Origin of the sequence: Roseovarius sp. MS2, assembly GCF_051447875.1 — a bacterium.
GTDB lineage: Bacteria > Pseudomonadota > Alphaproteobacteria > Rhodobacterales > Rhodobacteraceae > Roseovarius > Roseovarius mucosus_A.
In genome coordinates this window covers 2590237-2614453 of sequence record NZ_JBKHVF010000001.1, presented here as the reverse complement: position 1 = coordinate 2614453, position 24217 = coordinate 2590237, and the positions used below count along the sequence as shown (strand labels likewise).

Genomic DNA, 24217 nt, shown 5'->3' with positions numbered 1-24217 from the left:
CCCCTTCAGACCTTGGTCGCCGAAACCGTCGGTGTGATCCGCCGCTTCAGCACCGCCTCGCGCCAGCTGATAAAGCTGACCGCGCCCACAATCACCATGCCGCCCAGAACCACGAACACATCCACCCCCTCGCCAAACACCAGCGCCCCCAAAAGCACCGCCCAGACGAGTTGCAGAAAGGTCACCGGCTGCGTCACCGCCAGAGGGGCGGCTCGAAACGCCAGCGTCATGGTGTAATGCCCCGCCGTGGCCAAGGTGGCCACCGCAAAGAGGATCGCCAACTCCCATGGCGTTGGCGTGACCCAGACCGCCGCCGCCAAAGGGGCCAGACCAAGCGTGACCGTGATCGACAGCATCGCCACCACCACGCCGGGGCTGCTGCGCCCCGACACCACCTTGGCAATCAGATAGGACGCGCCAAAGAAGATGGCGGCAAAGATCATCGCCAGATGCCCCGGCCCCACTTCGCGAAATCCGGGCCGCAGGATGATCAGCGCACCGATCAGTGCAACACCCACCGCCAGCACCCGGCGCAACGCCAAACGCTCGCCCAAGAATAGCCCCGCCCCAAGGGTGACATAGATGGGGGCCAGATAATTCATCGCGGTCACATCGGCGATGGGAATCCGCGCCATGGCATAGAACCACAGCGCCACGCCCACCGTATGCACGACCCCGCGCGCGGCAAAAAATCCCCAGGTGCCACGCGCCAACCGCAGGCGCCAAAGCGATCCCAGCATCGGAAGAAGAAACACCAGCCCCATCGCATAGCGCAAAAAGGCCGCCTGCGGTGCCGGCACGCGCGTGCCCAGCACCTTGACCAGCGCGGTCACCCCCACAAAGAGGATGCCGGTCACCACCATCCAAAAGATGCCCCAGCCCGGCCGTGCCGTGCTTTCTGCTCTGCTTGCCTCTTGCGCGCTCATGCTTGCATTAATTCATGCCTCTGGCCGCCTGTCGAGACTGGCTTGGCGCTTATCCATGCGCATAGCGCAACACACCCTGCCGCCTCACGCATGGCTTAACCTCGCAACAGGCCAAATGCGATGGCCCACATCACACAGCCCACCCCGGCATCCAGCACCCGCCAACTGGCGGGCCGCCGAAAGAGCGGCGCAAGAAGGCGCGCGCCATAGCCCAGTGAAAAGAAGAAAACAAAACTCGCACAGACCGCGCCCAGACCAAAGGCAAACCGGTTCTCATATTGCGTCGATATGGACCCCAGCAAAACCACCGTATCCAGATACACATGCGGATTAAGCCATGTCAGCGCCAGACAGGTCAGGACAGCGCGTCGCAAACTGCCTGCCCCCTCGCCCGCCTCCAGCGCCGCCGCGCCGCGCCACGCGGCCAGAAAACTGCGCGCGCCATACGCCAGCAAAAACGCAGCACCGCCAAAGCGCATGATCCGCTCCAGCCCCGGCACCGCCTCGGCCAGAACGCCAAAGCCGGTCACACCCGCCGTCACCAGAATGGCATCGGAAATGGCGCAGACCAGAACCACCGCCAGCACATGCGCGCGCCGCAACCCCTGCCGCAGCACAAAGGCATTCTGCGCCCCAATGGCCATGATCAAACTTAACCCAAGCGCAAATCCCGCCAGTCCCGCCTGCATCCGCCTACCCTTTCCCCGGTCTTCAAATACGCAAATCCGCGTCTGTCACAGGGGCTTGCCTAGCGGTGCGGCGGGCATTACTCAAATTCAATATGCTAATTCAAGATAAGAGTATCTAATGCCCATGCCGCCTGATCATCTCGTCACGCTCTCGGCCATTCTGCAAACCGGCAGTTTCGAGGGCGCAGCACAGGCCCTCGGCCTCACACAATCGGCCATCTCTCAGCGGCTCAAAGCGCTGGAAACCCGCGTCGGCGCGCAGCTTGTCCATCGCACCACCCCCTGCACCGCCACGCCGGCCGGTCAACGCCTTGCCGCCCATGCCGATCAGATTGCCCTGCTCGAGGCGCGGCTTCGCGAGGACCTCACAGGTCTTGCCCCCGCACCGCAAACCCGGCTGCGGTTGGCGGTCAATGCCGACAGCCTCGCCACATGGCTGCCGCAGGCTTTGGCCAGCCTGCCCGATCACCTCTTTGATCTGGTGATCGACGATCAGGATGTCTCGCATGACCGGCTCTTGCGCGGCGAGGTTCTGGGCGCGCTCACCACCCGTGCCAGCCCCCTGCCCGGCTGCGATGTCATCGCACTCGGGCTGCTGCGCTATCAGGCCGTCGCCAGCCCCGATTTCATCGCCCGCCATTTCGCGGACGGGATCACGCCGGGCCGTCTTGGCGTAGCGCCCATGTTGCAATTCAACAGCCACGATCAGTTGCAACATCGCTGGATCACGCAGGCAACCGGCGTCGCGCTCAGCCCCCCCTGTCACCGGCTTCCCTCGTCCGAGGGGTTCGTCACCGCAGCCCGTCTTGGCATGGGCTGGGGCATGGCCCCCGAGGCGCTCTTGAGCGACGACCTGGCGCGCGGCACACTCCACCTTCTGCGCGCCGATTGCCCGCTCGACACGCCGCTCTATTGGCAATGGAGCCGGTTGCTCGGCACGGCACTCGCGCCTGTGACCCGCGCTTTGCGTCGTGGCGCGCGGCGTAGCCTGCGCATGCCGCAGGACCTTACAAAATCACGGGAGACTCTGTAAGGTCTGTAACCTCGGCCAAGGCCCGCTCGACCAGTTCCGGCCCCGCGCCGGGCCGCGAAGCACCTTCTGACAAGTGCCGTCGCCACGCCCGCGCGCCCGGTTTTCCCGCGAACAGCCCCAACATATGCCGGGTGATCTGGTTCAACCGCCCACCGCTTGCGAGATGCGCCTCGATATAGGGGAGCATGGCGTGCACGGCACCCTCTGGTGTGGTGTCTGGACCAGAGGTGCCAAAAATCCGCCGATCCGCCGCACACAGAATATCCGCAGGCTGATGATAGGCGGCCCGCCCCACCATAACACCGTCAAGCCCCTGATCAAGCAGGCTAACCGCTTGATCCAGCGAAGTAATTCCCCCGTTGATCGAGATGTGCAGATTGGGAAAAAGCATCTTCATCCGCTGCACCAGATCATAGTCCAAAGGTGGAATATCGCGGTTTTCCTTGGGGCTCAGACCGTCGAGCCACGCTTTGCGTGCATGGATTTGAACCCGCTGCACACCCGCCGCAACGATATGTGCCAGAAACTCCGGCAACACCTCCTCTGGGTTCTGATCATCCACTCCGATCCGACATTTAACTGTGACTTCAACAGGTTGCGCCTCGCGTATGGCGACGCAACAGGCGGCCACAAGGGCCGGTTCCGTCATCAGGATCGCCCCGAACCGCCCCGATTGCACCCGATCCGACGGGCACCCGCAATTGAGGTTGATCTCTGCATAGCCCGCCTGCGCCCCCATCCGCGCCGCCTGCGCCAACTCCGCCGGGTCCGATCCCCCCAGTTGCAAAGCAACCGGATATTCCTCGGAACTATGCTCCAACAAATGCACCGCTCCCCCCCGCACCAAAGCAGGCGCGGTGACCATTTCAGTATACAGCAATGTCTGCCGACTGAGCAGCCGGTGCAGGTAACGGCAATGCCGATCCGTCCAGTCCATCATAGGGGCACAGGATAGACGCGCTGCCGCGGCGGCTGCGTTTCTAGGCATTCATAGGTCTCCTCGGGCCCGCCATCTTTTACGACTCACCAGCAGTGTACACCATACGCATACGACGGATGACCTGCCACCCTGCCCCGAACGAAGACAGGCGAACGGCGGTAAGTGCGCGGGGTCTGAAGTGGGCAAAGGTCGTTGTCTGCCTGGTGGGTGTGTCCGATCCTCCAGAAGGCAGGCCCAGATGGCTTTTCACTCCGCTATTCACTTTCTGGACATTGAGAGCGCATCGGTGTCTTGATTTCCCACCGACAGAACGCGACCGAGGAACTCACGTATCAGCGCTGCGATTTCGCCAGCGTGCGTCTCCAACGCAAAATGTCCCGCATCCAGCAGATGCACCTCGGCGTCCGGCAGATCACGCCTGTAGGCTCTTGCGCCCGCAGGAATGAACGCCGGATCATGACGCCCCCAAGTGGCCAGCAATGGTGGACGGTGCTGACGGAAATACGTGTGGAAATCCGGATAGAGCGCCACGTTGGTGCGGTAGTCGCGGATCAGGTCGAGCTGGATTTCCTCTGCGTCGGGCCGCGCCATGTAAGCGATGTCGAGTTCGTATCCATCGGGCGCAAGACGCTCGGGATCGGCTCCGGTGCCGTATTGCCAGTTCCTGATCGTGTCGGGGGATAGCGAAGGGCGGCAGGCCTCGCGGTTGGCGTCACTCCCGTCGCGCCAATAGGCCTCCCACGGACCCCACTGGTCGCTGAAACCGTCGGTGTAGGCGTTGCCGTTCTGGCTGATGATCGCAGAGACCCGTTCCGGGTGACGCATCGCGAGGCGCAAACCTACCGGCGCGCCATAATCGAAGATGTAGAGCGCGTATCGATCGAGCGACAGGGCTTCTGTGAACCCGCCGATCACATCGGCGAGCCGGTCGAAGGTGTAGGTGAACGTCCCGCGCGGCGGTGCCTTGGTCTGCCCGAAGCCAGGCAGATCGGGGGCAATGAGCCGATAGCGATCAGCCAGAAGCGGCATCAGGTCGCGAAACATGTGGCTGGCCGTCGGGAACCCGTGCAGAAGCAGGATCACCGGGCCATCGGCTGGGCCTGCCTCGCGATAGAACACGTCGACATCGCCGATCTGTCGGGATCTGTAGCGGATTTGCGCAGGGGTGGTTGTCATATTGGGTTTCCTTTCTTGGTTTTGACCGGGTTTGTCCCTAGGGTAAGTGCCTCGTCTCGGGACACTTCATGGCCGATCAGCGGGCGTTAGGCTTGGCCGGGAATGCGAGCGATGACCTTGATCTCGAAATCGAAACCGGCGAGCCAATTCACCCCGACCGCCGTCCAGGTCGGGTGGGGAGCCGCCGGGAAGTAGCGGTTCTTCACCGGCATGATCGCATCGAACTGCGTGTCAGGGTCGGTGTGGAATGTGGTCACGTCGATGATGTCGTCGAAGCTTGCCCCCGCCGCCGTTAGCACGGCGTCAAGGTTTTGGAACGCAAGGTTAACCTGTTTCGCGAAGTTGGGCTCGGGCGAGCCGTCAGGAAGGCTGCCGACCTGCCCGGAGACGAACAAGTGATCGCCGGAGCGAACGGCAGCGGAATAGCCGTGTGCCTCGTAAAGCGCGTGTCGGTTTTCGGGGAAGATGGCGTTTCGATTGGACATGGATCATTTCCTTTGAGGGCGAAGATGTTTGCCGGTTGCAAAAAGGGGGTGAAGGCGCGGCGTCGACGCCGCGCCGCCAGTCGCCTAGCCCGTGATGAAAGCCAGCAGGTCGGCGTTCAGCACGTCGGCGTTGACCGTCAGCATGCCATGCGAGAACCCCGGATAGGTCTTGAGCGTGCCATTGGGCAGCAGTTTGACCGCCTTTTCGGCCGAGGCCGCAATTGGAACCACCTGATCATCCTCGCCATGCAGGACGAGCGTCGGCACGGTCATCGCCTTCAGGTCCTCTGTCTGATCGGTCTCCGAGAAGGCCTTGATGCCGTCGTAATGCGCCTTGGCGCTGCCCATCATGCCCTGCCGCCACCAGTTCTGAATGACGCCCTCGTGGACCGTCGCACCCTCGCGGTTAAACCCGTAAAACGGACCGGCGGGCACGTCGCGGAAGAATTGCGCGCGATTTCCGGCGAGAGCCGCGCGGAAACCGTCGAAAACCTCCATCGGCGTGCCCTCGGGGTTCGCGTCGGTCTGCAGCATCAGCGGCGGGATGGCGGCGACGAGAACGGCCTTGGCCACCCGGCCAGCCGGTCCACCGTGCCGCGCCACGTAGCGCGCGACCTCACCGCCGCCGGTGGAATGGCCGATGTGGACCGCGTTGCGCAGGTCCAGCGCCTCGGCCAGGGCAAAGGCATCTGCGGCGTAGTGGTCGATGTCGTGGCCGCTGTCGACCTGCTCCGAACGGCCATGTCCGCGCCGGTCATGTGCCACCACCCGGTAGCCCTTTGAGAGAAAGAACAGCATCTGCGCGTCCCAGTCGTCGGAGCTGAGTGGCCAACCGTGATGAAAGACGATCGGCTGGGCGTCGCGCGGGCCCCAATCCTTGTAGAAAATCTGCACGTGATCGTCGGTGGTAATGTAGCCCATGGAAAGGTCTCCTGATGGCAGGTCGAGAGGTGTGGGTTCGGCGGCATGAGCGGCGCCCAGTTGAAGGCCGGCGCTCGCGGTGAGTGCGGAGCCCGCGAACAGGGCGTCACGACGATTGAGCGTCAGGCGCGGTTGACGACTGGAAGACATGGTTGAGCTCCTTTCGTTGCCCAAAGGGCGACCGGACCACGTGCGGAATGTCGCGAATTGGCTTTGGTCAGGCGACCTCGGTTTGGGTGATTTCCGTTTTCGCGGCTCATTGCGTGGCGAGTGACGGGAATATCTTCGTTGTGGGCCGTCTGCGTTAGTCGCGATCGGCTTGCATTTCTTTCAACGAATCGTTGAAGCTGGGAGTATGGAAACTCTTTCGAATCTTGAAGCGTTTGTACGAAGCGCAGAGTGCGGCAGCTTTTCCGGGGCTGCCCGCATACTTGCCCTGACGCCAGCCGCGGTCAGCCGCAGCGTCGCCATGCTGGAGCGTAATCTGGGCGTCCGGCTGTTCCACCGTTCGACGCGCGGACTGAGGCTCACCGAGGCGGGGGAAAGCTTTCTCGCCTCGGTGGGAGAACCGCTCGACAGGCTTCAGGGCGCCATTTCAGCGGTCACCGCACAGGGGCCGACGCCCGCTGGTACGCTCAAGCTCAGCATGCCGCCTTCGTTCGGGCTGGCGCATGTGTTGCCGCTCCTGCCCGGCTTTCTTGCGCAATATCCTCTGATCCGGGCCGAATGGCATTTCGAGAACCGCGTCGTCGATCTGGTCACGGAAGGGTACGATGCCGCCATCGGCGGCGCGATTGAACGCGCGCCGGGGACGGTCGCCCGCAGGCTCGCGCCGCTCCACGTCGTCGCTGTCGCCTCGCCAGCCTATATGGCGGGCCGACGCGGTCCGACCGATCCGGCCGGGCTTGCCGAATTCGACGGAATTGCGATGCGTGTCCTGCGAACTGGTCGTATCCGGCACTTGATCATGCGCAACAGAGCCGGACAAGAGATGGAGGCAGCGCTTAACGAAACTGTCGTCGTGAACGAACCAAGCGCGATCCGCGAGGCAGCAAAACTAGGGCTTGGCATCGCCCTCCTCGCAGTGGCCGAGGTCTTGTCGGACCTCGAGGACGGTCGCCTGATCCGCCTTCTCCCGGACTGGTACGCGGACGACGGCGGGATTTCGGTGTACTACGCCTCGCGGAGCTTTCTTCCGGCCAAGACACGCGCCTTCATCGACTGGATTGATGCAGCGTTCAAGGAACAGCGTCTTCCCGAGCGATTCAACGGTTAACCGCTCCGGCACTCGTCCGCTCGCGTCCGGAGATGACCTCGACCCATGAACGGTTGGCGCGCCAAGTCGGGCGCGTGGCTGGAAATCATACGCCTGTTTCTCGAAACACGGCGCGAATGACCTCTACAACATGTTGGACGGCAGTGTCGCGGTTCTGCCGGGCGTGCCAGGCAATGTGCAAAGGAAAACCATCGACCGAAACCGGCGGTTGGTGAAACACGAGATCGAATTCGACCTTCGTTGCCACGCTCTGCCGGGGAAGCATGGCGATCAGATTGGTCTCTGCCAGCACCCTCGGCACAAGCTGGAAGGAGGGAACGGTGAGACCGACGCGGCGTCGCCGCCCGGAGGCCGCCAATTGCGCGTCCAGCGGAGTCCGGAGATCGCCCTGACCAGATACGACGACATGCGGCCAGGCCAGCCAGGCATCTATGGTGAACCCGGCAGCGGCAGGATGATCGCGTCGCATGGCAACCACGTAGTCGACGTCGATCAACTTTCGAATCTCGATGTTCTCGATCTCGCGATCCAGGACAGCGATGGCGATGTCCGTCGCCCCGTCCAGAATTTCGCGCGTCACGGCCTCTTGGCCCTGCCACGGCTTGAACACGATGGTGACGCCCGGCGCAGTCCTTGAGATATCCTCGATCAAGGGGCACGCCAGCAGGGTGGCAGGATCGTCGGCTGCAGTGATGCGGACCACGCGTTCGATCCGGTCCAATGGCACCTCTCCGCGATCGATCAGAGCATCCACCTCCGACAGGATGGACCGCAACGGCGCGCGCAGTGTCTGTGCCAAGACCGTGCGGGTCATGCCGCCGCGCCCACGCTCGAGCAAGGGATCACCGAACAGGTCCCGGCATCTTTGCAGGGCGCTCGAGACGGCAGGTTGCGACATGTTCAGGCGATGCGCGGCACGGCTGACATGCGCCTCGTCAAGCAGCGCATCAAGGACGACAAGAAGGTTCAGGTCGATGCCACGTAAATTCATAAAACAAATAATAAGTTATCTTTTATATCCATTGGAAGAATTTTTTACGCTGAACCATCTTCGGATCATTCCCAAGCCGAAGGAGGCTCCCATGACCCAGACTCTCATCCTGCTTTTTCACCCCGACCTCGGGAGATCGAAGGCCAATGCAGCCCTGCAAGCCGCCGCCCGCACTGTCTCAGGTGCGCAAGTGGTGGACATGTCGGCGCGTTATCCGAGCGGCGTTATCGACATGCATGCCGACGGCGAAGCCGAAGCGCGCGCGCTTCTGGAAGCCGACCGGATCGTTCTACAGTTTCCGATCCAGTGGTATTCGACGCCCCCTCTTCTGAAGGCCTGGCAGGATGCCGTGCTGACGCGTATGTACTACATCCATGCCGCGACAGAGGGTGACAGGCTGGCCGGCACGCCGCTGATGATCGCCGCAACGGCGGGCAATGCGCCTGCGGCCTACGGTCGCGACGGTGCGAACCACTTCACGATGGATGAACTCATGGCGCCGCTCAAGGCGACAGCGCTGCGCTGCGGCCTGCCGTGGCATTCTCCGCATCTGGTGTTCCGGGCCGACAAGCTGAAGTCTGCGGAACTGGCAGCCGCCCAGGAAAGCTATGTCCGCGCCCTGAAGGACTTTATCGCGACACCGACCATCCTCGATCAGAGGGCGGCCTGAACCATGACAAAAACGACCCACGACACCCTCGCCGAGCTTCGTCTCGGCACGCCTGCTCCGTTCATTGCCGCAGCATTCAGCCTGCCCGCACTTCTCGCCGTTCAGTTCCTTCTGGCCGGGCAGGCGCTCTTTGCCGGGCTGCCTTGGGACCTGCACGGCGCATTTGGCGGCGTCATTGCGATCCCGGTCTTTACGCTCCTCTGGTGCTCCCTCATCGTGCGGCGTCTGAGAGGGTTCGGATGGTGGGCCGGTGTGATCGGCCTCCTCTACGCGCTCCAACTCGCGCTGGCATCGTTCGGCTCTGGGGCTCTTGCGCTTCACCCTTTCAACGCGGCGCTCTTGCTGACGGCCTCACTTATCGTCCTGTTCAAGGTCGAGCGGCGTCGTTCCGCACGAGCCATAAGAGACTGACCCATGCACAACTTCTGACGAAAGATCCCACGCACGTCCGGCACGAGCAGCCCTCATGAGCCGATCCGGAACCGCCCATCGGAGGAAATCCGCATGTTTTCGAGCTTTTACAGTTGTTGCTTGCCGTTCGGACCCGGGCTGACCTAAGTCGCATCCGAAAAGGCCGGGCAAGAGGGCCCCAGCCAAGAAGAAACCCAAGCATTTTGAGGTGGCGACATGAGGATCCTTTTGGTCGAAGACGAGCCTCGGCTTGCTGAATCGTTGCGAAAGGTCCTCGAACGTGAGCGGTTCATCGTGGATCACGCGAACGGAGTGGAATCCGCACGGGAAGCCAGCAAGCTTGGAACGTTCGATCTGGTCCTGCTCGACAGGTCTTTGCCCGATGGCGAAGGCCTGTCGTTGCTGCCCTCTTTGCGGGCTGACAACCCTGGGATCCACGTCATCGTGCTCAGCGCACGCAACGGCGTGAATGACCGTGTCGCGGGCCTTGACGGCGGCGCGGACGATTACCTCACCAAACCCTTTTCCATCGACGAGATGCTCGCCCGCATCCGGGCGGTCTTTCGCCGTCCTGCGAAACTGGCCCGCGCGACAATCCGTGCCGGATCGCTCGTTTTTGACCTCGCCTACGAGGAAGTGGAGGTGGACGGCGCTAGGATCGACCTGCCGCGGCGCGAATTGCGGGTCCTTGCGGCGCTGATCAAGCGTCGCGGGCGCACCGTGCAGCGGGAGGCACTGGAGAACGCGGTTTTCGGCTTCGACGACGAAATCCAGTCCAACACGCTCGACTCTCATATCTCCCGTCTGCGCCGGAGATTGACCGCGGCTGGCGCGAGGATCGAGATCCACGCCATTCGCGGGGTCGGCTACCTGTTGCGCGAAGCCCCATGACGCGGTCGCCGTCGCTCAAACGACCACTGATCGTCTATCCGCTGGTCTTCCACTTCCTCACGCTTCTTGTCTCCTTCGCCATCCTCATCGCAATCGCGCTCCGCGTCGACAGCGGCGGGCCCTACACCGATGAACAGATCATCCCGATCATCGCGCAAGCGGTGGAGCGCGATGCCGCAGGCGGCCTGACCGTCGTGATGACGCCGGATCTGGCCGACCTGCGGGGCAAGGCGCCAGACCTTTGGTTCGTGGCCGAGGACGACGGGGGGGCGAGCGTGGTCTTCGGTAGGGTGCCCGAACATTACGCGTCTCTGCTGGGCCGCCTGAGCGACCTGTCTTATGCGCAGATGCGTGACCGTGTCGCGCCCCACGATCTGGCAGCGGTGATCCGGAGAGAGAATACGGACATAGGCACCCTGACCATCCTTGGACATGGTCCGCTGTCGGACCTGGGTTTTATGGTGGTGTTTGCGACCAACACGATCATCCTGCCGATCTTCATCTTGCTGACCCTGACCTCGCTGGTCGTCACACCCTGGATTGTCAGACGATCGCTCGCAGGCGTGTCGCGTATCGCGCGGGAGGCAGAGGGGATCAACGCGGATAGCCGAGGGCGCCGTCTGAGCGAAGCCTATGTCCCGCAAGAGATCGCGCCGCTTGTGCGGGCGGTGAACGACGCCCTGCGCCGCCTTGACGACGGATACGAACGCCAGCAGCGGTTCATCGCGTCGGCCTCGCACGAACTGCGCACGCCCATCGCCGTTCTGGCGAGCAAGGTCGATGCGGCCGACAGCACGGCCGTCCGGGCCTTGGCGCTGGACGTGCAACGGCTCGCGACCATGACTGAACAACTTCTCGACCTGCACCGCCTTGAGAACAACCGCCAAGACGAGGCAATCGACCCTGCGGAGGTTGGCCGACGCCTTGTCGGAGATATGGCACCGCTCGTCATCGCCAACGGAGGTTCCATCTCGCTTGATGTCCTGGGCAACGAACCCTGCATCGGCGACGCGGCAGCGTTGGAGCGCGTGCTGATGAACCTTGTTCAGAACGCCATCGATCACGGCGGGACCAATGTTGTCGTCCGCGTTCTTGGGACGGCCTTCGAGGTCGAGGATGACGGCCCGGGAATACCGCCCACCGAGCGTGAGCGCGTCTTCGAGCCCTTTCACCGCCTTCGACCACGCACCACCGGGAGTGGCCTCGGCCTTAACCTCGTACGGGAGGTCATGGATCAACATGGCGGCCGCGTGGAGATCCGAGATGCGCCCGGTGGCGGCACAGTCTTTCGCATTGATCTGGGCACCGTTTAAGGCATGGACGGGTGCGACCGTCCATGCCACGACCGACCGCTTTCGAATGTCGGGGAAGGGCCGCTTTTGACAGAGAGCGGCAATACAAGAAAACGCCTCTCGCTGCGCATCATTGCGCCTGAATGGAAGGCAGAAGCTCTGTCTCGCACCAGGTCCGGAACGTCGTCGGCGTCGCGGAGCGATCCTTGGGGCACGCCGCGTTGTCCATCCCCTCGTTCTTGGCGGTCATCATCTCGACATAGCCTTGCGCCATGCCCTCTGACGCACCCACGCCGCGCATCACGCCGTCGAAATCCTTCACTGACATCTCGTGGAATGCGATCTCGCGGCCGAGCACGTCGGACAGGACCCTCGCCATCTCTTCAAAGCTCAGGTCCTCTGGTCCGCAAAGCGCAAGCTCCGCGGCGCTGTCCCAGTCTTGTCCGATCAGCAGCCGAGAGGCGATCGCGGCGACATCGGCCTTCGCGACATGCGGAAGTTTCAGATCGCCCGGCGTTGGCTGGTAAAATGCGCCCTGCTCGCGGATCGGACCGATTTGACGCGCGATATTGTCCATGAGTGAAGCACAGGCAAGCGAGCGATAGGCTACGCCGGTGGCAGCGATCATATCGTCCATGGCAATACTTGCGGTGGCGAGGCCTGCGGGCTTGGGCCATCCTCGCCCGAGGGCCGAGACGCCAACGATATGGCTCACTGACGATCCGGGCAGCGCGGTGCAAAACGCGCGTGAGAAGTCGACATAGGCGTCTTCGGGGGTCTTCGCACGGAGTGATCCCGGCGGCAGCCAGAACACCGCCGAGACTCCATCGAGCGCCCGTGCAATCGCGCCACCGTCGGCGTGAGAGCCTTCGACGATATCGACCCGGCCTCGCGTGTCCGCGTCGAGCTTTGAGGCATCGCGCAAGATAACACGGACCTTTTCCCCTGCGTCCAGAACGTTCGACAGAACGCGGGCACCGATATCACCAGTAGGGGTCGTGATCAGGATCATGGTATTTCCTTTTTCATTTGACACTTGACCATCTACGCAAATCGCTCGGACTTTCTATGCTTGTAAATCCGCATTTTTATAGCCATCGTCCGGATTGTCATGGATACATTGTCCGGAATTGTCGCTCTGCTTCAGCCTCACGATTGCGTCGCGGCCGGATTCGACGCGGCGGGCGATTGGTCCATCCAGTTCGAGCGCCATGTCGGGTTGAAGTGTAACTCTGTCATCAAGGGTGGATGCTGGATCACCGTGGACGGTGGTAAGCCGGTGTGGCTGGATGCCGGGGATTGCGTGATCCTGCCACATGGATTGCCGTTCATTATGTCAGCGCGTTCCGTCAGCCATGGAACCGATGCCCATGAAATTTATGCGCCCGTCGCACATGGTGGCACGGCCAGCTATGGCGGCGGTGGAGAGTTTTTCATGGCCGGAAGCCGTTTCCTGCTCTCGGGGCCAGCCGCCGAGATGCTTCTTCCGTCCCTGCCCCCTATTCTGGTCGTCAAAGGGGGCGAAAGGGGAGAGGTGCTGGCGTGGGCGCTCAACCGCATCGCGCGCGAGTTGCAAGAGCCGGAACCGGGCAGCGCATTGACCATCGCACATTTGTCCCACCTCATTCTTGTGCAGGCGCTTCGTGTGTTCCTCGCTCAGGACCATAGCGGCGTTACCGGTTGGCTTGCCGCACTTTCAGACCTCAACATTTCGCGTGCGGTTACGGCCATCCATGCCGAGCCTTCGCGATCCTGGACGGTGGCTGGTCTGGCCGCCGAGGCCGGGCTTTCTCGAACAATATTCGCCGAGCGCTTCCGGCAGATCACCGGGCGAACGCCGCTCGGATACCTGACCCAGTGGCGCATGTTGCTGGCCATGGACCGGCTCTTGGCGTCAGAAGCCGCTTTGGCGAGGATCGCATCAGACGTCGGCTACAGTTCGGAAAGTGCCTTCGCGGCAGCATTCAAACGCCAGACGGGTCATCCCCCAAGGCGCTACGCACGCGAGGCGCGCAACGGGACATCCCGTTCGGCACTGCGCCGTTATTGCGCGTCAAACGATTGACATGACAAAGGGAACTGCACGCTCGCCCGCAGAACGCATCCATGCTCACGGTTCGATAGCCGACAGTGTTGTGATATTGTCGCGTGGAATGTGGGGCTGATGCCAAAACTCATGGGTCTGGTCACCGATGAAATGGACGTTTCTTGTCTAACCGCAAAGAAGAAGCGCCAGTGGGGCGTCCAGCAACCGAAGCAGCGGGGCGAATTTTCCCGGGAATTTTCCGGCCTTGAGGTGTCTTCATCCAAGTTAGCGGCCGGACCTTGGCGCAAGGAGCGCTAGACTGTTCTCTCAGCCTAAGGGATTATCCGCGGTCTCGCAGGTCCCCTCGGTTCCGGCGCCGCACATGACCTTGCCGAAACGGCAGCCGACATGGAACTTGCGATGTGGACCTCATCGGCGCACCGCCACTTCCAGCGCTTCGCCCAAGATATCCAGCCCGTGCGTGATCTCCGCATCCGTCGCCGTTAACGGTGGCGCGATCCGAAAGACTGCGCCCATGGCGGGTACTTTGACGATGTTCATGCTCAAACCGCGTTCCATCGCCGCCTCGGCAATCCGGTCGCCCATCTCGAGGTCCGGTACGCGGCTATTTCGGTCGGTCACGATTTCTAGCCCAAGCAACAAGCCGCGTCCGCGTACGTCTCCTATGCAGTCGTGGCGCTGCTGCAACGCCAGCAACCCGTCGCGCAACAAGGCCCCGGCCTGTGTCGCCCGCGAGATTAGCCCGTCGCGCTCCAGCACGTCCAGTACAGCCAGCCCCACGGCAGCCGGCAGAGGGTCAGAAACATGTGTGGTCAGGAAGGTGTACCCGCGCTCGTGCGCTTTCTCCTCGATCTCCCGGCTGGTCATCACCGCCGACAGCGGCAGCCCCGCGCCCAATGTCTTTGACAGGGTCAGGATATCCGGCACAACCCCGTCCCGCTCGCACGCGAACATTGTGCCGGTACGCCCCACCCCGGTCTGCGCCTCATCAAGGATCAGCAGCATCTCGCGCTCCTCACACTTGCGCTTCAACGCGGCAAGGTAGCCCTCAGGCAACTCGATGATCCCGCCCGACGACAGGATCGGCTCTGCGATAAAGGCCGCAAGGCTGCCCGTCGACTGCGCGTCGATCAGCGCAAAGGCGTCGTCCAGCTCTGTCTGCCAGTCAAGGCTGCCATCGCTGTGGGTGAAGCGCGGCCGATAGGCATGCGGTGCGGGGATCGCGAAGGAGCCGACCGTCACCGGGCCGTACCCTTTGCGCGCCGCACTGTAGGTGGCCGAGGCCGCAGCCCCCGTCATTCCGTGCCAACTTTTGGTAAATGCCACGATCTCGTGCTTGCCTGTGACGCATTTCGCCAACCGGATCGCCGCCTCATTGGCTTCGCCACCCGTGGACAGCAGCAGTGTCTTCTCCAGCCCCGGCACCATGCGGCCCAGCCGGCTGCATAGCGCGACCACCGGCTGTGAGAGCATGCCGCTGAACAGGTGATCCAGCCGCCCTGCCTGCTCGCGAATGACCCGGACCACCTCCGGGTGCGAATGCCCCAGCACGGCACTCATCTGCCCCGAGGTGAAATCCAAGATAGGCTTGCCGTCAGTGTCATAGACGAAACACCCCTCGGCGCGGTCGATGATCCGCCGTTCGAACACCGGGCCGTAGCGCATCACGTGGCTGTCCACATCTGACCAAAAGCTGGAGTGTCGGTTCGCGTTGGGCATTTCGTCGTCCCTTCTATGAAATGAGTCTCGACGAGACCTAACGCAGATCGGCTATTGAGTATAATTCATTTCACTGCATCCCGAATCAAGAAAGCCTCATATGCCCGATCTCGACATCGCCCTTTTGCGCAGCTTCGTCACCGTCTCCCGATCCGGCTCCATGCGCGCCGCGGCTTTACGCATCGGACGTACGCAGTCAGCGGTCAGCCTGCAGATCAAGCGGTTGGAGGACCTCGTGGGCGAGGAGCTTTTTCACCGCACCGGGTCCGGCGTCGCTCTTACAGTGGCGGGAGAGCGCTTCTTTCCCGGAGCCGAACGTGTCCTTGCCGCCCATGACGAAACGCTCGGTTCGATCAGACAGGACGGTCTCTGCGGTTCAATCGTCTTCGGCTGCCCCGAGGATTACCTGACCGCCTTCTTCCCCGACTTGCTGCGGCGTTATGGTGCCGCGCATCCTGGTATCGAGATCGAGGTGATCAGCGCTCCCACTGTCGAACTGCGGCCTCTGCTGCAACGCCGCCGCATCGACCTCGCGATCGTGTCCTTGCCAGACACGGCGGACCCGTCCGACATCATCCGCTATGAACCGCTGGTCTGGATCGCGTCAACCGACGCGCCCGCCTTGCTGCAGGAACCGATTTTACCGCTCGCCCTCTCGGCACCCGACTCGCTCGACCATATCGAGGCACGCCGCGCGATGGATGCCGGTTCCCGCCCCTATCGCGTGGCCCACGCCAGCAACGGGCTTGCGGGCCTGCTGGCCATCGCCCGCTCCGGCCTCGCGGTCAGCGTGGCGACCCGCGCCGCCGTGCCCAGCGACCTTTCCATCATCACCAACGGATTGCCTCCTCTGCCCAAACTCGGCATCTCGCTCGCTTACGCCTCCGCACGCCCATCCCCCGCGAGCCGCTCCTTTGGCCGCTTCGTCGCGCTGAACCTGACGTAGACAAACTCTGGTTTCTTTCGCGCAAAGACATCGGTGAAGTCGGAAATCGCTGAAGCCTTGAGCGCCCGTTCGACCATCCATGATGGAAAGAGATGAGCCCACCCCGCGAACGAAGGCGACGTGGATCTCGGCAGAATTCCCCGTCTAGGTGGACCGAACCCATCGGGAAAACAGCCCTTGCAGATAGCAGAACGGGCGCATTCGGGCTTTAGGCGCCGTCGCCCGTTCCACGCGTTCAGTCTGATATGATCCAGCCCTAATTGGCGCATGACCCGCTTCGTTGGGCGACGTCCAACTCTTCAGTTGGCGTCACAAGCGCGGTCAACGGGGTGGATCACGCCCAAGAGCCTGACGACGTCAGCACTCGCTTCGGGTTGGATCGCGGTCGCAGCGTTGCTCGCGCGCCCGATCAGACATGATCTGGGCATTGAGCGCGGTCTCGCTGGTCAGGTTCTGCAGATGGGCCCTCTTTAACCTTTCTGACGAAGAGCTGTCGTCCTGCATACACCCGGCCACCAAGACCGTGACTGCTGCCACGACCAAGAGGCGCGTCGTCGTTCGATGACACTGTGACAATGAGATATCTCGCATCTTAATTCCTTCCAGAGTTCTGTGTACCTGTTTGCGGCGGCGGTCCGCATCGCTGCGAACCCCCGTCGCCGCGCAAGGTGCCGACGAAGATTGCGTGAACATGGCGTAGTTGAGAAAATGGCGACCATCGTTAAGGTCCCTTGGCGTCAACTGGCAGTCAGGAGGGTGGGGTCGGCCTGATAGGCGGGCGGTCAGTCCTTGGGATCATCTGAGCCGGTGCGTTCTGATGGTGTGGGTTCAGACGTCTTGAGCCGCTTGGGGAGGTGGAACGTCAGGCGCCGGCCGTCGCGGGCCGTTTGAACCAAGACCGGATCACGGGTGCCGGCTGGTCCTTTGGCGGGCACACCTTGGCGCTTTTGCTTGGCGCACAGCTGCAGGGGCCAGATTTCTCGGAGCCGCGGATTGGCGCAGGTATCCTGTTGACCGCGCCGGTCGCGGTGGCGGCGACCTGACCCCGGAAAGCGCGGCGCGGTTTCCCTTCTTGGACGTGGATTACACATCACGCTGAAGCCCGATCCACGTGGGTTTCGGGGCCGGGGATAATCCGCACGTCACGCCGCGCGGCCCTGAATGGAATGCCAACGCGTTTACCGACGCGCCGGGAGCCAACGCGCTGCTGATGATCGCAGGCGCGGGCCACGGCCTTGGCGGTATCGCCGGTCTGGACGCAAAAGAGACGGAGGCCGAAGCCCCCGACGCGCATGACGCGACGCGGCGTCTGACGTACGCCTAGCTGTCGAGAAGCCTCGGCATCGAGGCAGAGACATGGGACAAGGGTCGAATCGCCTTGAGTGACGCCGCCGCAGACTTGACAACTCTGGCCGACAAATCAGCCTCTCAGGCGGCGTTGATCTCGGGCATCTTCACATCGGCCAGCTTGCGTTGCTGGGCCATGATTTCGATGTAGGACAGGCCGGGGTTCGCCTCGGCCAACATGCCGACCTTCATCCAGAATTCGGCCTGAGCGTTGATCGAACGGCACATGACGGTGCTCGACTTGCGCAGTTCCTCGTGCAGTTCCTCTGCGATCTTCACGATGCCCATCCGGATCACTCCTTTTAACAAATATACGAATCATATACGAAACGCATACACACTGTGATGATCCGTCAATCGGGCGGCGTCGGCAAGAAGATTCACCAACAAAGAAGGGACACCGGGTGGCCACTTACATCAACGTCCCTGTCGCTCCGCCCGCGCAGAGCGCCCGGCGGACGGAACGCATCAAGCTCTACGGGCCGGACGCCTTTGCGGGCATGCGCCGCGCCGGGGCCCTGACCGCCCGATGTCTGGACGAGATCGCCGCCCTTGTCCGGGACGGAACGCCCCTGTCCGAGATCAACACCTTCGTTCTCGACTTCGCCGCGACACATGACGCCCGACCGGCCACTTTGGGCTACAAAGGCTATGAATACGCCTGCTGCACGTCGGTCAATCACGTGGTGTGCCACGGTGCCCCCACGGCGCGAAAGCTGCGCGCGGACGATATCGTGAATGTGGATGTGACGCTTGTCCTTGATGGCTGGCATGGTGATGCCAGCCGCATGTACGCCGTGGGCAAACCCAAGATTGCCGCCGAGCGGCTGATCCGTATCGCGCATGAGGCAATGATGCGGGGCATCCGGGCGGTGCGTCCCGGCGCGCGGTTGGGTGACATCGGTCATGCCATCCAGAGTTACGCTGCGTCGCAGCGGTGTTCCGTCGTCCGTGATTTCTGCGGTCACGGCATAGGGCAAGTCTTTCACGACTCGCCGAACATCCTGAATGTCGGCAAACGAAACACAGGACCCGAACTTCGGGAAGGGATGATTTTTACCGTGGAACCGATGATCAACCTCGGACAGCCTGACGTGAAGATCCTTACCGACGACTGGACCGCCGTGACGCGGGACAGGTCATTGTCGGCGCAATTCGAGCATTCGATCGGGGTTACAGCGGAAGGCTTCGAGATCTTCACGCTCTCGCACCAGGGCCTGCATATGCCGGGGGTCGATCTGGCGGTTGCACAAACCTGAGCGATCAGAGCTCTTCGTCGAACTGCACCGCGCGGTTGCCCATTCCCTACTCAGAAAATTCATGGAGCATCATCCCCATGCAACCTTCGCCCGTCATCATCGCCCGACTGTTCGCCTTATCACTGGGCTTCGCAATGACACCGCCCGCGAGCGCCCAAACAGGCAGCGATTTGGACATAGGGGAAAGCATGCCGATTGAGGAAGAACTGACCGCATCGGGCCCGACTGGCCCCCTCAGGGGAACCTTGACCCTACCGACCGAGCATGGGCCGCTTCCGGCGGACGTGCCGGTGTTTCTGGTCGTGCCCGGTTCCGGGCCAACGGACCGCGACGGCAATTCGCCCCTTGGCATCGCGGCGGCGCCATACAGACTGCTTGCCGAAGCACTGGCCGAGCGGGGCTACCCATCGGTGCGCATCGACAAGCGCGGCATGTTCGAATCCAAGGGCGCCATTCCGGACCCGAACGATGTGAGGATCGCAAGCTATGGCGACGATCTTCTTGCCTGGACTGCCGCCATCAGGAAGCGGCTGCCCACTCAGGACGGCACGCGCTGCGTCATCCCGATTGGGCACAGCGAGGGCGGGCTGGTCGCCTTGGCCGCCATGGCGCGCATCCCGGACGCCTGCGGGTTGATCCTGATCGCCAGCATCGGCCGACCCTTGGACGAAGTGATAGGCGAGCAGCTGCGCGCCAACCCCGCGAATGCGCCTTTCCTGCAGGAGGCCGAGGCGGCCATGGCCACACTGAAGCGTGGCAATCGGGTGGATACGGGCACCATGAGTCCCCCATTGCGGCCCCTTTTTGGCGCAGAGGTCCAAGGCTTCTTGATCGACGCAATATCATACGACCCTATCGAACTGGCAGCCCGTGTAGAGGTTCCCATGCTCGTTCTGCAAGGCACGCGCGACCTGCAGGTCAGCGTGACGGACGCACGTATGCTGGCAGATGCCACAGCTGATGCGACCCTCGCATTGCTTCCTGACGTCAATCACGTCCTCAAGACCGTGGCATCCGAAGACGCTTCGGCGAACCTCGCGACTTACACCAACGCGGCCATTCCGATTGCTCCCTCGGTCGTGGATGCAGTTGCGGATTTCGTTCAAGGGATCAGGCAAGACTAGACCCAAGAGAAGCGCGGAGCAGTCGCGCTCAGCGCGTCGTTCTGGAAACTGGTAGAAGCATGCTCATGCAAAGGGTTTCCTCTCGATCTCCGAAAACCGCTGATTGCAACATGCTTCAGGCAACTCCGAAGCTTGCTGATACAGATCACGCGCTCGATGTTGCCGGCGTCCGCGCCGGTCCGCTTTTACGCGTGGTCCACCAGACAATCGCAGTGATGACGACAAGCCCGGCGCTCGGCACGAGGTTGGCGGGGGTTCCGGCGATCTCACCACGGCTGCTCAGGTCGCCCCCCAGGTCGAGATGGAGCGTCGTGGCCAGAACCAGGGCGCTGACGTTGTAGACCGCGTGCAGCACGACGGCGACCTCAAGGCCCCCCGTTCTCCAGGTTATGGTGGCCATCGCACCGAAAAGCACGAGATACGAGCCAAGAATGTAAGGGTCCAAAGTACCGTGAAAAAGCGAGAACAAGACCGTCGTGACGCCGATACCGAGCATTGCACCGGACAGCGATTCACGTGTCCAACTGCCAACAACCCGGAACATCAAGCCACGAAGCCCCTATTCCTCACCAGCGGCCGCCAGCGGGGTGAGCGTCATGCCGATGATGAAGAACGCGACCAGGTCCGCCGTGCTCCATGGGACTGTGTCACCGGGTGTCAGAAGAAATCCGACTGACATGACGATGAGGAGCAAGGGGCCGAATACAATCAATGCGCGACCGAACACCCCGAACCTGAATCGTCCTGCCACCGAATGCAGGGAGCGGGCGGGAACTCCATAGAGCCAGCGCTGTAGCAGCATGCTGTATGGAATGAGCAAAGCCAAGGACAAGGCCCCCGCAGCGTGCATCAGAGGCGTGAAGCCTGTCCGCCCGAGAAGCTGGGTGTCGATGGCCGAGGCCACGGCGAGGCACACTTGCGCGAAAAGAACGAGACCCGCAAATAGCAGGATGATCGCGACGATTCCTCGGACGATCTTCCGTTTTTCGTCCGCGTAGACGCGATGGTATTCCAAGTCGGCAGGAACCCGCGGTGTGCGTACCATCTCGTCAGGTTCCAGGAACCAACTCTCACGTTTGCGACGCATTCTCTTCCTTTCTTCAGTCCACCCACGGGGAACGTAATGCCGCGCCCTACGCAATCGCGGCCCGCTTTGGGTTCTGCGGCTGATCTCCTATGCGCAGTGGAGGCCCGTTAGAGCAGCCCTTGCATGCCAAGCACGGCCCTAGTGGAAATCTGCGTTGATACCCGTATCCGTATCCAGATCCTGCCCCCTTCGCCAAAACGCTTGGAAAGCATTCAACATCGAGTTTTAGCCAATCATTACAGGAGGGCCCGACCTTCAGATTTCAGAGCCGCTTCACAAAAAAGAGCCGTGCCTCGTTCTCAGGATAACCGTCGATCCGGCCAAATTCGCTGTAGCCCAAGCGCTTGTAGAACTCAGGTGCCTGAAACGAGAATGTGTCGAGCCATATGCCGTCCATCCTTCGCAGGCGTGCTTCCTGCTCGACGCGCGCCATCAACTGGCCACCGACCCCCTTGCCACGGCTCTCCTCGGCTACTGCCAAGAGCTCGACGAACACCCACTTCAGATCAAGCGAAAAACGGGCAGCGAGACCACCGAGGTAACGACCGTCTTCATGAGCCTCGAATAACACCGTCTCGGACTTGAATGATTTCCCGATCGCTTTGGAATGAAGATCAAGAAGCGCCAGAATACGGTCGCGTGCTTCACCTTCGGAACCTTCGGCAGGGCGGATCTCGGTCATTGTGATATCCTCTCGTCAGTATTTGGTCGAACTAGGGAGATGGTTGCACCGGCAACCGGGGCTGACCTCGAGCCCGGTCCAGTGGGCAGCAAAGGCCCACATGTCGGAGAACTCTGCGATAACCATGTTAGTTGGCTTGCCGGTCCCGTGCCCGGCGCGGGTTTCCACGCGCAGAAGATGCGGCCTGTTCCCGATGTCGGCGGCCTGCAACGTGGCCGTATATTTGAAAGAATGCGCCGGAACGACCCTGTTGTCCGTATCCGCCGTCGTGACAAGAATTGCAGGGTAGCGCGCACCCTCGCGGATTGTGTGGAGGGGCGAATACGACAGAAGGGTTTGGAACTCTTCCTCGACGGCAGGGCTGCCAAACTCCTCAACCCAGGTGGCGCCGCTTGTAAAGCGATCAAACCGCAGCATGTCGAGCACCCCCACCCCCGGCAGGGCTGCGGCGAAGAGGTCCGGTCTTTGATTGACGACGGCACCGATCAGTAACCCGCCGTTCGACTCTCCATGGATCGCGAGTCCATCAGCAGGCGTGATGCCTTGGTTGATCAGATACTCACCGGCAGCGATGAAGTCGTCGAACACGTTCTGCTTGTTGGCGCGCCGGCCAGCATGGTGCCACGCTTGGCCGTACTCGCCACCGCCACGAATATTCGCCACTGCGTACACGCCGCCCTGCTCAACCCAGGCCATGGCGGCGGGCGAGAAATGTGGCACCATGCTGATCGCGAAACCGCCATAGGCATTCAGCATTGTCGGCGCCGGACCGTCAATGTCTTTGCGCCGAACAACAAAGAGTGGCACCCGCGTGCCGTCCTGCGAGGTGTAAAAATGCGGCTCGACCGTGATTGTGTCGAGATCGGTTGCGATTTCGGGTTCGGCCCAGACCGTCGTGCGGTTTGCATCGACGTCAAGACGCAGGACGGTCAGCGGCGCATCAAAACTGGTGAAGGCGAAGAAGGCCTCGTTCGCACCGGGACGACCACGGACGATGCCGGTGCTGCCGGGCCCCGGCAGCGGGACTGTGCCCTCGAACGTTCCATCTAGATTGTAAAGCTCGGCCTGCGACTGGACATCGATCGTGTAGGACAGCAGCAGCCGGTCGCCCAGCATCGCGGATCCACCTTCGCGCAAGACTGCATCGGGCCGTTCCGGGATCATTTCCGAAAACTCGGGCTGCGCCTCCGAGAGGTCCATCGTTACGATCCGACCCCGAGGCGCATCCTTCTGCGTTGCAAAGAAGAGTTTCGTGCCGACGTTGCCCAGCAAGAGCCAACGATCATCGTAGCTTTCGATGATGGTATCAGGCGCAGGATCGGCGGAAGACAGGTCCGTCACCGTGACCGCAACGCCCCCCGTCAGCGCGGACGTGTAGACGATCAGGTAACGGCCATCCGGCGTGACATCGACAGAATGCAACAGAGCTTGTCCCGCCGTCGCCGCATGGATCAGCTGATCTTCTGACTGGTGCGACCCAAGGCGATGAAAATAGACGGCATGGCCTTCGACGCCGGCGCTAAAGGCTGCCCCTGCCTCGGGTTCGGGAAACCGGGAATAATAGAACCCCGAACCATCGGGATGCCAGGCGATCGTGGTGAACCGTGCCCATTCCACCGTGTCGTCCAGGATCTCGCCTGTCGATGTGTTGATCACCCGAATGGTCCGCCAGTCCGATCCGCTGTCCTGCATGGCAAATGCCACGAACGTGCCATCGGGCGAGGCGGCCCATTCGGCCAGCGCCACGGTGCCATCCTCTGACCAGGTATTCGGGTCGATCAGGATACGGTTCGCGCCGTCAGCCCCTTCACGCACCAGAAGTTGCGCCTGGTTGTCGAGCCCGCCGTTGCGCGTGAAGAAGTAGAGGCCGCCGCGCTCGACCGGTGGGGTCAAAGTTTCGTGGTCGAACATCGCCGTCAGCCTGCGATGAAAGACATCCCGCCCGGAAAGACCCTCGAGATAGGGCGTTGAGACGGCATTCTGCGCCGCAATCCATTGCGCGACCTCGTCATCCTGGCGCGGATCGTTTTCCAGCCAGCGGAACGGGTCGGCGACGGTGACGCCGAAATGCAGCTCTTCGGTATCGGTCTGACGTGTGTCCGGATAGGTCATTGGCATATCATCCTCTGCAAAGGCGGGGGCGTTAGACAGGAGCAGCGCCGTGGCGGCAGCGCCAAGAAGGTGCTGCGTCACCGAGAGACGCCCCTGTCGCTTGGACATCTCTTGTCGCAATCGGCGGATGGATATGCGCCCGGCGGGCCGGCTGCTTCGTACTGTCATGGTGATGTTTCCTTTTTTCCTTTCG

26 protein-coding genes are annotated in these 24217 nt (G+C 62.1%); 12 read left to right on the top strand and 14 right to left on the bottom strand.

Annotation, left to right across the window (positions count from 1 at the left end; genetic code table 11):
• Positions 1–5: 5 nt before the first annotated feature.
• Both ACLGGT_RS12865 and ACLGGT_RS12860 read right to left on the bottom strand, forming a co-directional pair.
• Positions 6–926 (bottom strand): DMT family transporter, encoded by a 921-nt coding sequence (locus ACLGGT_RS12865; RefSeq protein ID WP_008280041.1) that lies wholly within the window; start codon positions 924–926, stop codon positions 6–8.
• A gap of 95 nt (positions 927–1021) precedes the next feature.
• Complete coding sequence (locus ACLGGT_RS12860; RefSeq protein WP_081508016.1) at positions 1022–1615, bottom strand: LysE/ArgO family amino acid transporter; 594 nt, start codon at positions 1613–1615, stop codon at positions 1022–1024.
• A 118-nt stretch (positions 1616–1733) separates the two neighbouring features.
• Here ACLGGT_RS12860 and ACLGGT_RS12855 point away from each other — a divergent pair, with 118 nt between their 5' ends.
• Positions 1734–2648 (top strand): LysR family transcriptional regulator ArgP, encoded by a 915-nt coding sequence (locus tag ACLGGT_RS12855; RefSeq protein ID WP_437196396.1) that lies wholly within the window; start codon positions 1734–1736, stop codon positions 2646–2648.
• On the opposite strand, the gene dusA is transcribed toward ACLGGT_RS12855, so the two are convergent.
• The 4 genes from dusA to ACLGGT_RS12835 all read right to left on the bottom strand — a co-directional run bounded on the left by dusA (position 2623) and on the right by ACLGGT_RS12835 (position 6320).
• A complete protein-coding gene (gene dusA / locus ACLGGT_RS12850; RefSeq protein ID WP_437196395.1) occupies positions 2623–3636 on the bottom strand; it encodes a tRNA dihydrouridine(20/20a) synthase DusA in 1014 nt (337 codons plus the stop codon). The genes ACLGGT_RS12855 and dusA overlap by 26 nt on opposite strands.
• Before the next feature lie 210 nt (positions 3637–3846).
• On the bottom strand, positions 3847–4764 hold the full coding sequence (locus ACLGGT_RS12845) for an alpha/beta fold hydrolase (RefSeq protein ID WP_437196393.1): 918 nt from the start codon (positions 4762–4764) through the stop codon (positions 3847–3849).
• An 86-nt stretch (positions 4765–4850) separates the two neighbouring features.
• On the bottom strand, positions 4851–5249 hold the full coding sequence (locus tag ACLGGT_RS12840; RefSeq protein ID WP_151978701.1) for a RidA family protein: 399 nt from the start codon (positions 5247–5249) through the stop codon (positions 4851–4853).
• Positions 5250–5333: 84 nt separating this feature from the next.
• Entirely contained in the window at positions 5334–6320 is a 987-nt protein-coding gene (locus tag ACLGGT_RS12835) for an alpha/beta fold hydrolase (protein WP_437196390.1), read from the bottom strand.
• A gap of 205 nt (positions 6321–6525) precedes the next feature.
• Between ACLGGT_RS12835 and ACLGGT_RS12830 the strand changes: the two genes are divergently transcribed.
• Positions 6526–7446, top strand: coding sequence for a LysR family transcriptional regulator (locus tag ACLGGT_RS12830; RefSeq protein WP_008280034.1), 921 nt, complete (start codon positions 6526–6528; stop codon positions 7444–7446).
• An 85-nt stretch (positions 7447–7531) separates the two neighbouring features.
• On the opposite strand, the gene ACLGGT_RS12825 is transcribed toward ACLGGT_RS12830, so the two are convergent.
• On the bottom strand, positions 7532–8437 hold the full coding sequence (locus ACLGGT_RS12825; protein WP_008280033.1) for a LysR family transcriptional regulator: 906 nt from the start codon (positions 8435–8437) through the stop codon (positions 7532–7534).
• A 91-nt stretch (positions 8438–8528) separates the two neighbouring features.
• Here ACLGGT_RS12825 and ACLGGT_RS12820 point away from each other — a divergent pair, with 91 nt between their 5' ends.
• The 4 genes from ACLGGT_RS12820 (at position 8529) to ACLGGT_RS12805 (ending at position 11722) form a co-directional block, all read left to right on the top strand.
• Entirely contained in the window at positions 8529–9107 is a 579-nt protein-coding gene (locus ACLGGT_RS12820; RefSeq protein ID WP_037297157.1) for an NAD(P)H-dependent oxidoreductase, read from the top strand.
• 3 nt (positions 9108–9110) lie between these two features.
• Positions 9111–9518, top strand: coding sequence for a DUF6220 domain-containing protein (locus ACLGGT_RS12815; protein ID WP_008280031.1), 408 nt, complete (start codon positions 9111–9113; stop codon positions 9516–9518).
• A 216-nt stretch (positions 9519–9734) separates the two neighbouring features.
• Positions 9735–10409: a response regulator transcription factor gene (locus tag ACLGGT_RS12810; RefSeq protein WP_081508008.1), complete on the top strand. Its 675-nt coding sequence runs from the start codon at positions 9735–9737 to the stop codon at positions 10407–10409.
• Positions 10406–11722, top strand: a complete 1317-nt coding sequence (locus ACLGGT_RS12805) for a sensor histidine kinase (protein ID WP_437196389.1) — start codon at positions 10406–10408, stop codon at positions 11720–11722. The genes ACLGGT_RS12810 and ACLGGT_RS12805 overlap by 4 nt, the downstream gene beginning before the upstream one ends.
• A 109-nt stretch (positions 11723–11831) precedes the next feature.
• Here the strand turns inward: ACLGGT_RS12805 and ACLGGT_RS12800 are convergent, their stop codons facing one another.
• Entirely contained in the window at positions 11832–12713 is an 882-nt protein-coding gene (locus ACLGGT_RS12800; protein ID WP_437196388.1) for an NAD(P)H-binding protein, read from the bottom strand.
• 99 nt (positions 12714–12812) lie between these two features.
• Between ACLGGT_RS12800 and ACLGGT_RS12795 the strand changes: the two genes are divergently transcribed.
• Entirely contained in the window at positions 12813–13766 is a 954-nt protein-coding gene (locus ACLGGT_RS12795) for an AraC family transcriptional regulator (RefSeq protein ID WP_437196387.1), read from the top strand.
• Positions 13767–14156: 390 nt separating this feature from the next.
• Here ACLGGT_RS12795 and ACLGGT_RS12790 read toward each other — a convergent pair whose 3' ends face one another.
• Positions 14157–15467, bottom strand: coding sequence for an aspartate aminotransferase family protein (locus tag ACLGGT_RS12790; protein ID WP_437196386.1), 1311 nt, complete (start codon positions 15465–15467; stop codon positions 14157–14159).
• 100 nt (positions 15468–15567) lie between these two features.
• Here ACLGGT_RS12790 and ACLGGT_RS12785 point away from each other — a divergent pair, with 100 nt between their 5' ends.
• From ACLGGT_RS12785 to ACLGGT_RS12775, 3 genes are all read left to right on the top strand, one after another.
• Positions 15568–16413, top strand: coding sequence for a LysR family transcriptional regulator (locus ACLGGT_RS12785; RefSeq protein ID WP_375554047.1), 846 nt, complete (start codon positions 15568–15570; stop codon positions 16411–16413).
• 854 nt (positions 16414–17267) lie between these two features.
• Positions 17268–17456 carry a hypothetical protein gene (locus ACLGGT_RS12780; RefSeq protein WP_437196385.1) on the top strand — a complete coding sequence of 63 codons (189 nt, stop codon included), beginning with the start codon at positions 17268–17270 and terminating at the stop codon, positions 17454–17456.
• Positions 17457–17524: 68 nt separating this feature from the next.
• A complete protein-coding gene (locus ACLGGT_RS12775) occupies positions 17525–17737 on the top strand; it encodes a hypothetical protein (protein ID WP_437196384.1) in 213 nt (70 codons plus the stop codon).
• 104 nt (positions 17738–17841) lie between these two features.
• Here the strand turns inward: ACLGGT_RS12775 and ACLGGT_RS12770 are convergent, their stop codons facing one another.
• A complete protein-coding gene (locus ACLGGT_RS12770) occupies positions 17842–18048 on the bottom strand; it encodes a ParD-like family protein (protein ID WP_008280023.1) in 207 nt (68 codons plus the stop codon).
• 116 nt (positions 18049–18164) lie between these two features.
• Between ACLGGT_RS12770 and map the strand changes: the two genes are divergently transcribed.
• Both map and ACLGGT_RS12760 read left to right on the top strand, forming a co-directional pair.
• A complete protein-coding gene (map, locus tag ACLGGT_RS12765) occupies positions 18165–19019 on the top strand; it encodes a type I methionyl aminopeptidase (RefSeq protein ID WP_437196383.1) in 855 nt (284 codons plus the stop codon).
• A 77-nt stretch (positions 19020–19096) separates the two neighbouring features.
• Positions 19097–20143 carry an alpha/beta hydrolase gene (locus ACLGGT_RS12760; protein WP_437196382.1) on the top strand — a complete coding sequence of 349 codons (1047 nt, stop codon included), beginning with the start codon at positions 19097–19099 and terminating at the stop codon, positions 20141–20143.
• A 145-nt stretch (positions 20144–20288) separates the two neighbouring features.
• Here ACLGGT_RS12760 and ACLGGT_RS12755 read toward each other — a convergent pair whose 3' ends face one another.
• The 4 genes from ACLGGT_RS12755 to ACLGGT_RS12740 form a co-directional block, all read right to left on the bottom strand.
• Positions 20289–20687 carry a CPBP family intramembrane glutamic endopeptidase gene (locus ACLGGT_RS12755; protein ID WP_437196381.1) on the bottom strand — a complete coding sequence of 133 codons (399 nt, stop codon included), beginning with the start codon at positions 20685–20687 and terminating at the stop codon, positions 20289–20291.
• 15 nt (positions 20688–20702) lie between these two features.
• Entirely contained in the window at positions 20703–21230 is a 528-nt protein-coding gene (locus ACLGGT_RS12750; protein WP_437196380.1) for a hypothetical protein, read from the bottom strand.
• 262 nt (positions 21231–21492) lie between these two features.
• Positions 21493–21912, bottom strand: coding sequence for a GNAT family N-acetyltransferase (locus ACLGGT_RS12745; RefSeq protein ID WP_081507999.1), 420 nt, complete (start codon positions 21910–21912; stop codon positions 21493–21495).
• Between the two features lie 15 nt (positions 21913–21927).
• Positions 21928–24192, bottom strand: a complete 2265-nt coding sequence (locus ACLGGT_RS12740; protein ID WP_437196379.1) for a prolyl oligopeptidase family serine peptidase — start codon at positions 24190–24192, stop codon at positions 21928–21930.
• Positions 24193–24217 lie beyond the last annotated feature (25 nt).

What these genes read in the sequence shown, in the direction of transcription:
- ACLGGT_RS12845 (WP_437196393.1), bottom strand. Translation starts at nt 4,764, where the DNA reads ATGACAACCACCCCTGCGCAAATCCGCTACAGATCCCGACAGATCGGC.
- ACLGGT_RS12755 (WP_437196381.1), bottom strand. Translation starts at nt 20,687, where the DNA reads ATGTTCCGGGTTGTTGGCAGTTGGACACGTGAATCGCTGTCCGGTGCA.
- ACLGGT_RS12750 (WP_437196380.1), bottom strand. Translation starts at nt 21,230, where the DNA reads ATGCGTCGCAAACGTGAGAGTTGGTTCCTGGAACCTGACGAGATGGTA.
- ACLGGT_RS12800 (WP_437196388.1), bottom strand. Translation starts at nt 12,713, where the DNA reads ATGATCCTGATCACGACCCCTACTGGTGATATCGGTGCCCGCGTTCTG.
- ACLGGT_RS12860 (WP_081508016.1), bottom strand. Translation starts at nt 1,615, where the DNA reads ATGCAGGCGGGACTGGCGGGATTTGCGCTTGGGTTAAGTTTGATCATG.
- ACLGGT_RS12810 (WP_081508008.1), top strand. Translation starts at nt 9,735, where the DNA reads ATGAGGATCCTTTTGGTCGAAGACGAGCCTCGGCTTGCTGAATCGTTG.
- ACLGGT_RS12815 (WP_008280031.1), top strand. Translation starts at nt 9,111, where the DNA reads ATGACAAAAACGACCCACGACACCCTCGCCGAGCTTCGTCTCGGCACG.
- ACLGGT_RS12825 (WP_008280033.1), bottom strand. Translation starts at nt 8,437, where the DNA reads ATGAATTTACGTGGCATCGACCTGAACCTTCTTGTCGTCCTTGATGCG.
- ACLGGT_RS12805 (WP_437196389.1), top strand. Translation starts at nt 10,406, where the DNA reads ATGACGCGGTCGCCGTCGCTCAAACGACCACTGATCGTCTATCCGCTG.
- ACLGGT_RS12795 (WP_437196387.1), top strand. Translation starts at nt 12,813, where the DNA reads ATGGATACATTGTCCGGAATTGTCGCTCTGCTTCAGCCTCACGATTGC.
- ACLGGT_RS12865 (WP_008280041.1), bottom strand. Translation starts at nt 926, where the DNA reads ATGAGCGCGCAAGAGGCAAGCAGAGCAGAAAGCACGGCACGGCCGGGC.
- ACLGGT_RS12745 (WP_081507999.1), bottom strand. Translation starts at nt 21,912, where the DNA reads ATGACCGAGATCCGCCCTGCCGAAGGTTCCGAAGGTGAAGCACGCGAC.
- ACLGGT_RS12855 (WP_437196396.1), top strand. Translation starts at nt 1,734, where the DNA reads ATGCCCATGCCGCCTGATCATCTCGTCACGCTCTCGGCCATTCTGCAA.
- ACLGGT_RS12770 (WP_008280023.1), bottom strand. Translation starts at nt 18,048, where the DNA reads ATGGGCATCGTGAAGATCGCAGAGGAACTGCACGAGGAACTGCGCAAG.
- ACLGGT_RS12740 (WP_437196379.1), bottom strand. Translation starts at nt 24,192, where the DNA reads ATGACAGTACGAAGCAGCCGGCCCGCCGGGCGCATATCCATCCGCCGA.
- ACLGGT_RS12820 (WP_037297157.1), top strand. Translation starts at nt 8,529, where the DNA reads ATGACCCAGACTCTCATCCTGCTTTTTCACCCCGACCTCGGGAGATCG.
- ACLGGT_RS12840 (WP_151978701.1), bottom strand. Translation starts at nt 5,249, where the DNA reads ATGTCCAATCGAAACGCCATCTTCCCCGAAAACCGACACGCGCTTTAC.
- ACLGGT_RS12785 (WP_375554047.1), top strand. Translation starts at nt 15,568, where the DNA reads ATGCCCGATCTCGACATCGCCCTTTTGCGCAGCTTCGTCACCGTCTCC.
- ACLGGT_RS12760 (WP_437196382.1), top strand. Translation starts at nt 19,097, where the DNA reads ATGCAACCTTCGCCCGTCATCATCGCCCGACTGTTCGCCTTATCACTG.
- ACLGGT_RS12830 (WP_008280034.1), top strand. Translation starts at nt 6,526, where the DNA reads ATGGAAACTCTTTCGAATCTTGAAGCGTTTGTACGAAGCGCAGAGTGC.
- dusA (WP_437196395.1), bottom strand. Translation starts at nt 3,636, where the DNA reads ATGCCTAGAAACGCAGCCGCCGCGGCAGCGCGTCTATCCTGTGCCCCT.
- ACLGGT_RS12790 (WP_437196386.1), bottom strand. Translation starts at nt 15,467, where the DNA reads ATGCCCAACGCGAACCGACACTCCAGCTTTTGGTCAGATGTGGACAGC.
- ACLGGT_RS12835 (WP_437196390.1), bottom strand. Translation starts at nt 6,320, where the DNA reads ATGTCTTCCAGTCGTCAACCGCGCCTGACGCTCAATCGTCGTGACGCC.